The 12,938-nt window shown below is 66.2% G+C and carries 8 protein-coding genes; 3 read left to right on the forward strand and 5 right to left on the reverse strand.

The window, feature by feature from the left end:
- Window positions 1-52: 52 nt before the first annotated feature.
- A complete protein-coding gene (locus ACFC4D_RS17110; RefSeq protein ID WP_376064334.1) occupies window positions 53-6,136 on the reverse strand; it encodes an amino acid adenylation domain-containing protein in 6,084 nt (2,027 codons plus the stop codon).
- A 342-nt stretch (window positions 6,137-6,478) separates the two neighbouring features.
- On the opposite strand from ACFC4D_RS17110, the gene ACFC4D_RS17115 reads away from it, so the two are divergent.
- Complete coding sequence (locus ACFC4D_RS17115) at window positions 6,479-6,931, forward strand: VOC family protein (protein WP_375958999.1); 453 nt, start codon at window positions 6,479-6,481, stop codon at window positions 6,929-6,931.
- A gap of 76 nt (window positions 6,932-7,007) precedes the next feature.
- Here ACFC4D_RS17115 and ACFC4D_RS17120 read toward each other — a convergent pair whose 3' ends face one another.
- Window positions 7,008-7,874: an SDR family NAD(P)-dependent oxidoreductase gene (locus ACFC4D_RS17120; protein ID WP_376064337.1), complete on the reverse strand. Its 867-nt coding sequence runs from the start codon at window positions 7,872-7,874 to the stop codon at window positions 7,008-7,010.
- 32 nt (window positions 7,875-7,906) lie between these two features.
- Window positions 7,907-8,443 (reverse strand): DUF308 domain-containing protein, encoded by a 537-nt coding sequence (locus ACFC4D_RS17125; protein WP_376064340.1) that lies wholly within the window; start codon window positions 8,441-8,443, stop codon window positions 7,907-7,909.
- A gap of 174 nt (window positions 8,444-8,617) precedes the next feature.
- Here ACFC4D_RS17125 and ACFC4D_RS17130 point away from each other — a divergent pair, with 174 nt between their 5' ends.
- Complete coding sequence (locus tag ACFC4D_RS17130; RefSeq protein WP_376064343.1) at window positions 8,618-9,247, forward strand: TetR/AcrR family transcriptional regulator; 630 nt, start codon at window positions 8,618-8,620, stop codon at window positions 9,245-9,247.
- A gap of 19 nt (window positions 9,248-9,266) precedes the next feature.
- Here ACFC4D_RS17130 and ACFC4D_RS17135 read toward each other — a convergent pair whose 3' ends face one another.
- Window positions 9,267-10,394 carry an epoxide hydrolase family protein gene (locus ACFC4D_RS17135; protein ID WP_376064346.1) on the reverse strand — a complete coding sequence of 376 codons (1,128 nt, stop codon included), beginning with the start codon at window positions 10,392-10,394 and terminating at the stop codon, window positions 9,267-9,269.
- Between the two features lie 109 nt (window positions 10,395-10,503).
- Between ACFC4D_RS17135 and ACFC4D_RS17140 the strand changes: the two genes are divergently transcribed.
- Entirely contained in the window at window positions 10,504-12,327 is a 1,824-nt protein-coding gene (locus ACFC4D_RS17140) for a sensor histidine kinase (protein ID WP_376064348.1), read from the forward strand.
- Here ACFC4D_RS17140 and ACFC4D_RS17145 read toward each other — a convergent pair.
- The gene (locus tag ACFC4D_RS17145; RefSeq protein ID WP_375958985.1) at window positions 12,296-12,901 is read right to left on the reverse strand and encodes a DNA-binding response regulator; all 606 of its coding nucleotides are present in this window, start codon (window positions 12,899-12,901) and stop codon (window positions 12,296-12,298) included. The two genes, ACFC4D_RS17140 and ACFC4D_RS17145, sit on opposite strands and share 32 nt — an antisense overlap.
- Window positions 12,902-12,938: the final 37 nt, after the last annotated feature.

Raw genomic sequence — 12,938 nt, forward strand, 5'->3', positions numbered from 1 at the left:
TCCCCCGGCCGTGCGCGCCGCTGATTGCGGGGCGCACGGCCGGGGGGGTGATTCAGTGTGCTCCGACCGTCAGCGCGGGCAGGAATCCCGATGCCGTGAACTGTTCGAGATACCGGTTCAGCACCTCTCGATCGATGACCGGGCAATGAATGCCCTTCTCGTGCAGTGCCTCTCGCGTATGTGTGTCATCCCATCGGGTGTGCCCGGCGAGATCTCCGAAGGTGGACGCCAGCACCGACGCACGGGCGAGGGAGTCATCGCCCGTGGCGGAGCGGGTCACCGATTGCCGGTTCAGTTCGGCCAGTACGAAATCCATCGACCGTTCGTGTACCGGATAGCCGTGTTCGCGCAGGCATTCCAGGATCTCGCGCACCTCGACGGGTGTGTGATTGACCTGGTGGTAGACGGTCTCGGTGCGCGGATTCGAGCCGAGTGCGACGATCGCGCGCACGACGTAGTCGACGGGAACCAGCGAAACCGTGGCATCGCCTACCTCAGGCGTGACACCGAGCACCGCGGCGGCGCGCACCATATTCCAGAGGGCGTCATCGGGATTGTTGACACCGGTACGGGTGTCACCGCAGATCGTTCCCGGCCGATGAATGCTCACCGGCACCCCGCGCGCACCGGCTTGGCGAATCAGTTCCTCACCAACCCATTTCGAGGTCAGATAGCCATTGGACTGAAGTTGGTCCGCGCGCAGCCGATCGTTCTCGCCGACGACCTCGGGGACCGTGCCCGCCGGGATCGCCGCGCCGAGGGTGGAGATGTAGTGCACGGCCTTCACCCGTGCGGTGGTGGCCAATTCGAGCACCGAGCGCGTGCCTTCGACATTCGCCGCGCGCAGCCGCTCATATGGATCGACGTGGTTGACCTTCGCGCCATTGTGATAGATGACGTCGATCCGGTCGGCGAGCAGATCGAACTGCCCGGCGTCCAGGCCCAGTCGCGGTGCGGCCAGATCACCGCGTACGGCCGTCACCCGGTCGGTGACGCCGTCGGTCGGCAGCCGAAATCGTGCCATGGCCAGCAGGATTCGATCGAGTGGATCATCGTCGCCGTGGGTGCGCACCAGGCACCAGACCCGCGCGCGGGTGCTGGTCAGCAATTCGTGCAGCAGATGTGCGCCGAGGAATCCCGTCGCACCGGTGAGCAGGATGTTGTCCGCGCTACGCCGTGCCAGCGCACATCCCGCGAGCGAGATCGCCGGGGCGAGAACCGCATCGGTCTCCGGCGTGAACGCGGGGAGCGGCCTGCGAAGTCCGCTCACATACCCCGCCAGACCCGCCACGGTCGGTGCGGCCAGGATCGCGGACATCGGGACATCGCAGTCCAGCCGCTCCGAAAGACGTTGGTGCAGCACGAATATCAGCAGCGACGAGCCGCCGAGCTCGAAGAAGTCCGAGGCCGAACCGACATCGGAAACCTCCAGCACCTCCGCGAAGACTCGCGCGATCGCGATCTCCAGCGGGGTGCTCGGTGCGATGACGACCTCGGCGGCGAACACCGGCGCGGGCAATGCGGCCCGATCGACCTTGCCGCTGGTGTTCACCGGCAGCGACTCGAGCACCATCACCGCCGCCGGAACCATATATCCCGGCAGTAGCCCGGATACGTTGTGCCGCAGTTCCTTCGGCTGGACGGTGGTCCCCGCCCGCGGCACCACATAGCCGATCAGCCGATCGTCCTGGCCGTCCCGGCGCACGGTGACCACGGCCTGTGCAACGGCGGGATCATCGAGCAGTGCGGATTCGATCTCACCGAGTTCGATGCGATGTCCGCGCACCTTGACCTGAAAGTCCGTGCGGCCCAGGTACTCCAGCACACCATCGGGCCGAGATCGCGCCAGATCGCCGCTGCGATACATCCGCGATCCCGGCGGCCCGAACGGGCTGGCGACGAATCGCGAAGCGGTGAGTCCGGGCGCACGATGATAACCGCGTGCGAGTTGATCGCCCGCCAGCACGAGCTCACCGGCCACACCCGGAAAAAGCCGATGCAATCGGGAATCGAGCACACCGCACTGCGAATTCCATGCGGGCACCCCGATCGGCATGATTCCCGCACGCCGATCCGCCTCGGCCACCTGGTGTTCGGTAATGCTGACCGCGGCCTCGGTCGGTCCATACAGGTTGTGCAGCTCGGCCGCGGTGACCTCCGCGAACGCCTGCGCCGTCTCCGGAGCGAGCGCCTCGCCGATGACGAACACCGCGCGCAAGGTCGCCAGATCCGCGGATGTCGCCGCGCGGGCCACCAGGGTCAGCATGGTCGGCACGAAATCGGTCAGTGTCGCACCGTGTTCCGCGATCAACCGGCAGATGGCCCGCGGGTCCCGATGCTCGTCCGGCCCGGCCAGCACCAGTCGCGCACCGGCCCCCAGCGGCAGGAAATACCCCCACAGCGAGACATCGAAGGTCGCGGCGGTCTTGTGCAGGTAGATATCCCGTGCGCGCACGTCGTAGCGAGTACGCATCCACTCGAGCTGATTGACGATCGCGGCGTGGGTGACGACCACGCCCTTGGGCTTACCGGTCGATCCGGAGGTGAAGATGACATAGGAGGGGTGATCGCCCCGCAGCGGTGTGGTCCGCTCATCATCACGTACGGGTCCGGCGGAATACCCTGCGAGGTCAACGGTATCGACGGTATGCGGGCTACCGAGGGTGAACCCGTCGCCGGTGGTGGTCAGAACACACTGTGGCGCAGCGGAATCGAGGATGTATCCGATGCGCTCGGCCGGATGATCGGGATCGATCGGCACCCACGCCGCGCCCGCCTCCGCGACCGCGTACAGCGTGATGACCTGCTCGACCGATCGGCGCATCGCCACCGCGACAAGGGATTCCGGACCGATACCCTGTGCGATCAGCCACCGTGCGCGCCGGGTGGCGCGCTCGTACAGCTCGGCGAAGGTGAGGGATTCGTCCGCACCGACCACGGCCACCGCGTCGGGGCGCTCGGCCACCTGCCGGGCAATCGCGGCGGTGAGATGCTCGCGTGCGACCGCCACATCGTCCCCGCGCGCCACCTCGCGGCCATCGACCATCGCGAGATCGCCCACCGCGGTGCGCGGATCGGCCAGGATGGACTCCAGCAGCCGGGTGTACGCGTCGATGAAGCCCTGCACCGTGGATCGATCGAAAAGGTCTGTGCTGTAACCGAATCGCAGCGCGATGGGTCCGAGTGCGCCCTCGGCGTCGCGGGTATCGATCACGCCGATATGCATATCGGTCTTGACCGTATCGGCTTCGATTTCGAACACCGACATATCCGTCGCGGTCATCTCCAAGTCGGCGGGCGTGAAGTTCTGGAACGCGAATCCGATCTGGTACAGCGGATGCCGCCCCGGCGATCGCACCGGATCGACCGCGTCCACGACATGTTCGAACGGCACATCCGAGTGCGCGAAATTGGCCAGATCGCGATCTCTGGTGCGTGCCAGCAGTGCGTCGAAACTCTCCGCTGCGTCCACCCGGGTGCGAGAGACGGTGGTATTGACGAACATTCCGACCACACCCGCCAGGGCGGGTTCGGCGCGATTGGTCATCGGCACGCCGATCGCGATGTCCTGGGTGCCGGACAGCCGGGCCAGCAGTACCGCCAGCGCGGTCCGCATCACCATGAACACGCTCGCGTGGCGTGCCCGCGCGAAAGCCAGCAACTGCTCGTGGACGGTCGCGGGGAGCAGTTGATCGAGCGTCGCGCCGCGCAGTGAGGCGATCGCGGGCCGCCTCCGGTCGGTCGGCAGATCGAGCTGGTCCGGCAGCCCGCGCAGTTCCTCGGTCCAGTATTGAAGCTGCTGTGCCAGCAGTGATTCGGAGTCATCGCGTGACCCGAGCAGTGCCTGCTGCCACAGCGCGTAGTCGGCGTACTGCACCGCCACCGGCCGCCACGATGGGGCGGTGCCACCGCAGCGGGCCGCGTACGCCAGGCCCATATCCTGGGCCAGCGGTGCCATCGACGAGCCGTCGGCGCAGATATGGTGCACCGCGCAGACCAGCACCTGTTCGGTCGGGGTGCGCAGCAGCCGCATGCGCAACGGCACCTGAGCGGTGACGTCGAACCCTTCGCGAATCACGCTGTGCACCTTGGCGGAGAGCTCGTCCTCGGCGACATCTTGGACCGCGAACCCGTCCATCACCGCGTCCGCGTCCACGATCTGCTGGTACGGCCCATCGGCATCGGCCGGATAGCGGGTCCGCAGTGCCTCGTGCCGGGTGATCACATCGCGCAACGCTCCGCGCAGCGCGTCGACATCGAGGCCGGTGAGCCGCAACGCGAAACCGATATTGTCCACCGCGGTGGCGGTGTCGAACTGATTGCGCAGCCAGAATCGAAGCTGATTCGGCGACAATGGAATTCGGTCCGGTCGCAATCCCGCCAGCAGTGCCGGACGCGCGGTGTCGAACCGCTGGGACCGAATGGCCTTGGTCAGTGTGGCGACGGTCGGATGATCGAACAGCAGTTGCGGTGGAATCCGCACCTTCCAGATCTCGCTCAACCGCGCCGCCGCCTGCGTCACCAGCAGCGAATTGCCGCCCGCGGCAAAGAAATCACTCTCGGCCCCGAGTCGTTCGACACCGAGCACCTGGGCGAATACCTCGGCGACGAGGTCTTCTCCGGCACCGGTCACCCGCCGCTGACCTTCGCGTCGCACCGGCAGCGTTCGCAGTGCGTTCCGATCGACCTTGCCCGCCTCGGTGAGCGGGAACTCCGGCACCACCACAACGGAATTGGGCACCATATAGCCCGGTAGTCGGGCCGCCAACCGTGCCAGCAGGTCCGTCGAATCCGGTGCCGCGTCGGCGTCGGCCAGCACGAACGACACCAATTCGGTATCGCCGGTAGCGGTTTCGCGGTCCACGGTCACCGCACTCGCCACGCCCGCCAGCCCGGATAGCGCGGCGTCTATTTCCCCGAGTTCGATGCGTAGGCCGCGAACATTGACTTGATGGTCGATCCGGCCGAGATACTCCAACTCGCCGCCATCGCTGCGGCGCACCAAATCCCCGGTGCGGTACAACCGCGCGCCCGCCCCCTGCGGATCGGCGACGAATCGCGCCGCGGTCAGCGCGGACTGACCGATGTACCCGCGCGCCAAACCCGGTCCTGTGACATACAACTCGCCGACCGAGCCGTTCGCGACCGCCCGCAGTCGATTGTCGAGGATGAGGTGCCCCACTCCTTGCACCGGGCCACCGATCGATACGGGGGCATCGGGAAGCAAAGGACCACTGAGGCTGGCCGCGACGGTGGTCTCCGTCGGCCCGTACGCATTGTGCACCCGTCGCGGACCACAGGCCCAGCGCATGACCAGCGACGCGGGACACGCCTCACCGCCCACCACGATCGTGCCGAGTGCATCGAGCCCGTCCGGTTGCACGGTCGCCAGCACCGACGGCGTCAAGAAGGCGTGCGAAACCCGTTGCCGGTACAGGAATTCCGCCAGTTCACCGCCGCCGATGAGCGAGGGCGGGGCGATGACCATCGTCGCGCCCGCACCGACTGCGAGCAGCAGTTCGAGTACCGACGCGTCGAAACTCGGTGAAGCGAAGTGCAGGCATCGCGACGCCGAGGTGGTTGCCAAGGTCGTCTGGAGCTCGGCGCACAACGCCGCCAACCCGGTGTGGGTGACCTCGACGCCCTTGGGCACGCCCGTCGACCCGGACGTGTAGATCACATACGCCGTATTCGAAACCCGCAGCGCCGCAGCGCGGTCGAGGTAGGAGATCGGTGCCGGTGATTCGCTCGAGACCGCCGTGCGCACCCGTGGATCATCGAGTTCCAGCCACCGAACGGTATCGGGCAGATCCTCCCGATGACCGCGATCGGTCAGCCCCACCACACATCCGCTGTCCGCGAGTTGATACTCGATCCGCGCGCGCGGATACCCCGGATCCAACGGTACGAACGCCGCCCCCGCCTTCGTAACCGCCCACACCGCCGCGATCGATTCCACCGACCGCGACAGCGCCACCCCCACCCGATCCTCGGGCCCCACCCCGGCTTGAATCAGCCAGCGCGCCATCCTATTGGTTCGCGCATCCAACTCCCGATAAGTGAGCTCCACACCATCGGCGACCACCGCGACCCCATCGGGATTCCGCTCCACCGCCGCCGCCAGCAATGCCGCCAACCCCCGGCCACCAGTCCCGCTCCCGCGTCGACGCCGAGTCGAACGTGAAGAAGAAACATGGCTGCCGTCGCGCATAGGTGTCCTGCCGTTCGGGTCGAATGCTGGGATGATGCTACGACCGCCCGGATCACCTTGCCACAGCAGAGAAATGGACGCTTGACCGAACTGCTCGCCCGCCAACCTCACCTCCGCGAACGGTTCTGCCCGGTTTCGGATGCTGGCGGGACGTTGCTGGGAACGTTATGTATCGGCGCGAAGTAGAGGCCAGAAACTGTCCTGTACTCCTGACACGATCGGAAGCATCCGGAATTCCTCCGGAGGAACCTCGATCTAGGAGTGCCCATGACCGTCGCCGCCGTCACCCATCTCAACTTCACCGGCGAGGCGCGCGCCGCGCTGAGCTTCTACCAGCAGGTGTTCGGTGGTCAGCTCACCGTGGCGAGTTACGCGGACTTCGGTATGCCCAAGGAAGTGCCCGGCGCGGACAACGTCGTATTCGGCCAGGTCGTAGCCGAGAACGGCTTCGCCATCATGGCCTACGACGTCCCCGGACAAACCGATGCCCCCGAGCCCTCGTGGACCCGCCGTGAAAACGGAACAACCCTGACAAACTCCCCATTCTTCGTCTCACTGCGCGGCGAAACCGTCGATGAGGTCGCGGCCCTCTGGGCCAAACTCTCCGACGGCGCGAAGATCGTCGAAGAATTCGGCCCGGCCCAGTGGGCCCCAGCCTTCGGCATGCTGACCGACCGCTTCGGCGTCACCTGGATCCTCGACGTAGCCGCGAGCTACTGACCGATATCCATCCCATTCGATCGCGGGCCCAATTGGGCCCGCGATCGGCATATCGGGGGTAATCCGGGGTCCTCGTTCAGCGCCGGCCGCGTTGGATGCGGGCGATGATCCAGTCGACGTAGTGGGCGGTGAGTTCTGGTGCGGTGGTGGTGATTCGGCGCAGGATGCGGGTGGCGAGGTTGGGGAGGACGGTGGGTTTGCCGGAGGCTGCGCCGATGAGGAGGGCGCGGGCTACGGCGGGGGCGGTCATGGGGGTGCCGGAGGAGAGGGCGGAGAGTTCTCGGGGTTTGGTGGCGGCTTCGGCGGCGAGTTGGGGGGTGTCGACGTCGGGCGGGTAGACGACGGTGACGGTGATGCCCTTGGGCTTGAGTTCTTGGCGCAGGGCCTCGGCGGCGGCGCGGACGGCGAATTTGCTTGGGCTGTAAGCGCTGTAGCCGATGAGGCTGAGGAAACCGGCGGCCGAGGAGATGGCGGTGATGCTGGCCCGGTCGGCGGTGAGCAGGTCAGGGAGGGCTTCGCGGATGGGGGTCAGGGTGCCGAAGTAGTTGACTTCCATATGGTTTCGGAAATCGGATTCCGAGAGTTCGGTGAAGTAGCCGGGTTTGGCGATTCCGGCGCAGGCGATGACTGCGCCGATGGGGCCGTGCTGGGAGCGCGCGCCGTGCAGTGCGGTGCGGATCTGGTCGGGCGAGGTGACGTTCGCGGTGAAGGTCGCGAGCCTGCCGTCGAAGTCGCCGGTGCGGGCGGCGAGTGCGGACATGGCGGGATCGTCGAGGGCGAGCACGCTGACCTTCGCCCCCGCGCCGAGCGCCAATTCGGTGACGGCGAGGCCGATTCCACTGCTGCCGCCGGTAATGACCACATGGCGGTCCGCCCAATATGCGGCGGTGGCGGCGGGCAGCTGGACCTGAGTCGAATCATTGTGCTGTACGCGAGTATTCATGACCGTCTTCCATTCACTCGATGTGTACTTCGTCAGCCGCGGGCGTGATATCGGCGTATCGGGACGCGGGTCCTGCCGATTGCGGGGGCAATCGACCGGTTCCGTCCGCGGACAGCGGTATTCGTGATCGGCCGATTGATCGAACCGATCCGAACGCGCCGGATGCGGGCCGGGACATGGGTCAGGAATCGCAGTCCCCGGGTGGGATAGGGCGTGATCGCGGCGATGATGTCGACCGCGCCGCGAATGATGAGCCAGCAGCCCATCCACTCCAGCGAGGTCCACACCGTGGTGTTGGGCCGCAGTAATGCGTTGAGCCCCACGCCGATTCCGAATATCCGGATACCGAACGTCGCCGGGACCGTCCACGATTCCTCACGCAGTGCGCCGTGGTCGGCTCCCAATCCGGCCAGCAGGGCGGCGATTCCGTCGAGCATGAGGTAGCCCGCGGTCAGCGCGAGCACGGTGATCGCGGTGTCGTCCGTGGACAGCATCGCGATCATCCCGAGCCCGAGAGCCGCCATACCTTCGACGACGAAGGCGCGGATCATGCGCCGCGATGTGTTCATTGCTTCCTCCCGTCGTCTCGGTACAGCACAAGTATTAAGTCAATCGATCGACTAAGTCAAATGACCAACTTGGAACCTACTGCCTGTGTGAGCCACTGGAAGCGCGAGGACCAGCTGATATAGTCCAAGTTGTTCAACTGATCAAGTCGATCGATCACATCTTGGAAGGACGGTATGGCCCACGTGCCCGCCGCGGTCCGCCGCGCGCAGATCGTCGAGGCGGCAACCGCGGTCATCGCCCGCGACGGCGTCGCCGGAACCACCACCCGCGCGATCGCCGGGGAGGCGGGGCTGTCATTGGCGACCCTGCACTATGTGTTCGCGGGCAAGGACGAAGTGCTGGCGGCGGTCCTGGAGGCACTGCTGGAGGAGGGAAAGCGGGCTCTCGAAGCCAGCACCCCGCAGGCCGGGGACGCACCCATCGGACTGGCCGACGCGCTCTACCACCTGGCCCGCACCTACTGGCAGGGAATCCGGAGCGACCCGGGAACCCAACGCGTGCAATACGAATTGACCCTGTACGCCATGCGCACCCCCCAGGCCGCCCACCTGGGCCGCGCACTCTACGAGTACTACCTCGAAGCCACCGAAACCCTCATCCGCGACGCCTGCGCACGCGCGGGCGAGACACCCCGGACACCGGTGCGAGACCTCGCCCACCTCGCGGTCTCGGGCATCGACGGCATCCTGCTGCAATACCTGGTCCTCGACGACGACGAGCAAGCTCGCCGCAGCCTGGACAACCTCATTCACGGCATCCTCGCCCTGGCCACTGCGCCGGAGTCGAGCGGTCAGCGGATCTGATCACCGGACCGCCCCGGCCTCATTCGATCGCGCCGAGACCGCGGAAGAACGTGCGCACGTCCGCGACGAACAGGTCCGGTTGCTCCATAGGCAGGAAGTTGCCGCCGCGCGCGAGTTCGGTCCAATGGGTCACCGGCGCATCGCGTTCGGCGAAGCGGCGAATGGTGATATCGGTGGGGGCCAATGCGACACCGGTCGGTACGGTTCCGGTCGGCCGGGGCGTCCAGGCGTCCGGGTTGTGCCCGTTCTCGTAGTACAGCCCGGCTGAGGATCCGGCGGTGCCGGTGAACCAGTACAGGCTGACATTGGTCAGGAGGTTGTCCCGGCCCACCGCGTCCTCGGGCAGTTCGGTGGCGGGGTCGGTCCATTCACGGAACTTCTCCACGATCCACGCGAGCTGACCGACCGGGGAATCGTGCAATCCGTAGGCCAGGGTCTGCGGGCGGGTGGACTGCTGGATGGCGAAGCCCATCATGTCGTCGCGGAAATGCTGCAGCTTGCCTAGGCGGCGCATCTCGTCCTCGGTCAGGCCGTCCATCTCACCGTCCTGCCCGAGCGGGAAGGTGACATGACCGTTGACATGAACGCCGACAACGTTTTCCGGAGACTGCCGGCCCATTTCCACCGCGTCCCAGGCACCGCCGCCCTGACCCTGCACGCCATAGCGCTCATATCCCAGACGTGACATGAGTTCGACGAACGCTCCGGCAATCTTGCCCGCGTGCCAGCCGGTGCTGTTCAGCGGACCGGAGAACGCGATGCCCGGAATGCTGGGGATGACGAGGTGAAAGTCCTGCGACAGCGGTGCGACGACCTCGCGGAAGATCATGAACGAGGCGGGCCAGTCGTGCAGCAGCAATAGCGGTAGGGCATTGGGATTGTCCGAGCGCACGTGTGCGAAATGAAGTGTCTCGCCCTCGATCTCGGTGGTGAACTGGGGTAGTTCGTTCAGTGCGGCCTCCTCGGCGCGCCAGTCGTACTCGTCCGCCCAGTAGCGGGCGAGCTGCTGGAGGTAGTCCAGCGGCACGCCTCGGGTCCATTCCTGGCCGGGAACCTCGCCGGTCCATCGGGTACGGCGCAGGCGGTCACGCAGGTCATCGAGGTCGGACTGCGGGATATCGATCTTGAATGGCTGAATTTCGGTCATATGAGTAGTGTTCGCCGAGCAGGTGCTCGGCGGCAGTGTCCGGTGCAGCAATGCGGGTGCAAAATGCACATTCCTGCGCGATGGTTACGGCTGGTTCTGGAGGCGAGCGGTGGGCCGACAGCCCGGATGGATACTTGTCGCGGTCATGCTCGCTGGGCAACTGGTGGCTCGGATCGGCGAACTGATCAGTGGGGCATCGCGATTCACCCTCGTCGGGTCCGCTGTCCTGGTGGCGATCGTCGTGCTGCAAGGGCTGATCAGCATCGGGCGCTGGCATCCCAAGCTATTGCTGTGTGTGCAGGCGGTATTGGTGTTCGCGCCCTACCCGTGGCTCGGCACGGTGTGGGGGCCGGTCGCGGGTCTGCTCGGGGCGGGCATCGTGCTCACGCTGCGGCCGTATCTGGCCTGGCCGTTGTTCAGTGCGGTGTTGATCGCCGAGACCACGTGGAATCTATTGCTGGACAGTGCGTTTTCCGCGGTCACCACCACCGTCGTCGATCTCAATGTGGGTTTCACCTTCTTCGCGGCGGTATATCTGGTCCGGCAGTTGGAGCGCACGGCTCGTGAACGCGCGCGAGTGGCCGCCATGGCCGTGACCACCGAACAGCTGGACACGGCGGCACGGTTGCATCAGACCCTCGGCGCGGAACTCGGTGCGATCATTCGGGAGATCCGGCGGGCACCCGGCCGCGCGGATCTGATTCGAATCGCCGAGTCGAGCAGATCGGCGCTCGGTACCGTTCGATCGGTCGCGGACGCGCAGCGCGCCGCGATACCCGCGCCCGCAGATACCGCGCAGCAGCCCTCGCAGGCTCGGTTCGCCTGGTGGTTTCTGCTGTTCCTACTGCTCAATTGCAGTGCGATGCCCTTGGCCAATCTCACCCAGCTCCATGTCGATTGGCGCGGTTTCGCACTGATCACCGCACTGATGATCGTCTCGGGCGCGCTCCAACTGCATCACGGAGCACCCCGGGAATCCGATGCCGAACCCAGGGCTTGGCGCTGGACGCTCGCACTGCACGCGGTGATCGTCGTGCTCGCGCTGGTGCTCCCGTCGTGGCCCGCGGCGTCGACGATCGCACCGTTCTTCCTGATGTTCGGTGCGGTGGTGGTTCGAATCCGGACGGCCTGGGCGTGGGCGTTGATCGTGGCTTGCACGCTGGTGGCCGCGTGGACGTTCCAGTGGCACGGCATTCATTTCGGGTGGCGCATCTATTGGAGCGTGACCTCGGTGGTGGCGGCCGTTTACGTCTATGTGCTGTGCCGCATCCCGGAGGTGAATCGGGAGCTGTATCGGACCAGGGCGCAGGCGCTTCGGATGGCTGTTGTCGCCGAACGGCTTCGCATGGCCCGCGATGTCCACGACCTGCTCGGGCAGACCCTGTCGGCGATCACCCTCAAAGCCGAACTGGCGGCGCGCCGCCCGGAGGATCCCGCCGAAGCCTTACTCGAGCTGGCACAGCTGGCCGACCAGGCGCTACAGGAAGTCCGATCGATCACCCGCGGACCCGCCGAGCTGTCCCTGGCCGAGGAGATCGCCACCGCCCGTTCGGTTCTGGAGGCAACGGGGGCCGAGGTGAATGTGGACGTTGCCCCCGCCCCGCCGGACAGTCGAGTCCTGGCCATCGTCCTGCGGGAGGCGGTGACCAATATCGTGCGTCATTCCGAAGCGGATCGGGCGTCGATCCACGTGATCGTCGATGCGAATTCGATGCGGCTGGTTGTCACGAATAATCGCGTGCCACTCGGCAAGGAAGTGCCCGAACGTCAGGGCACCGGCCTGTCGAATATGTCTTCCCGGCTCAGCGATTCCGGAGGAGTCCTTGTGACAGAACGGGATTCGGGCCTGTTCACGCTCACCGCCACGCTCCCTCGGGTGATGGAGTCGGCGGCCGAACCGGTCACAGCCAACCCGCGGCTGTCGCGAGTTTGATCGCGTCCACGCGATTGCGGGCATCGAGTTTGGTCACCGCGGCGGCCAAATAGTTCCGTACCGTCCCATAGCCCAGATGCAAAGTGGCCGCGACCTCGCGCGGTGACGCACCGGTGGCCAGTTCGCGCAGCACATCGGTCTCGCGTTCGGTCAACGGACTGTCGGCCACATCGAGCGTCGCGTACGCGAGCTGCGGATCCAGCACCCGTCCACCGCCCGCCACCGTGCGGATCGCGTCGATGAGTTCCTGAGGGCGGGCATCTTTCAACATGAATCCGGCCACCTGCGCGGCGATACCCCGGCGCAGATTGCCGGGTCGGCCCACGCCGGTGAGGATGAGCACCCGGCACGAGGGCACCCGATCGCGCAGCAGCGCCGCGGCTTCCAACCCGTCGATCCCGGGCAATTCGATATCGAGTATCGCCACGTCGGGCCGGTGTGCCAGCACCGCGGGGACAACCGCGTCTCCGGTTTCCACCCCGGCCACCACCTCGATGTCCTGCTCGAGGGACAGCAAACCGATCAGCGCCTCCCGCAGGATGCGCATGTCCTCGGCCACCAATACACGAATCACCGTTGCATCATTCCCGACCGCGTTCGCGGAGATTCCG

The sequence above is a fragment of the Nocardia sp. NPDC056000 genome (assembly GCF_042269265.1).
GTDB lineage: Bacteria > Actinomycetota > Actinomycetes > Mycobacteriales > Mycobacteriaceae > Nocardia.

Bases quoted from the DNA above. Each gene is read 5' to 3' on its own strand.
- ACFC4D_RS17115 (WP_375958999.1), top strand. From the start codon at position 6,479: ATGACCGTCGCCGCCGTCACCCATCTCAACTTCACCGGCGAGGCGCGC.
- ACFC4D_RS17120 (WP_376064337.1), bottom strand. From the start codon at position 7,874: ATGAATACTCGCGTACAGCACAATGATTCGACTCAGGTCCAGCTGCCC.
- ACFC4D_RS17125 (WP_376064340.1), bottom strand. From the start codon at position 8,443: ATGAACACATCGCGGCGCATGATCCGCGCCTTCGTCGTCGAAGGTATG.
- ACFC4D_RS17130 (WP_376064343.1), top strand. From the start codon at position 8,618: ATGGCCCACGTGCCCGCCGCGGTCCGCCGCGCGCAGATCGTCGAGGCG.
- ACFC4D_RS17135 (WP_376064346.1), bottom strand. From the start codon at position 10,394: ATGACCGAAATTCAGCCATTCAAGATCGATATCCCGCAGTCCGACCTC.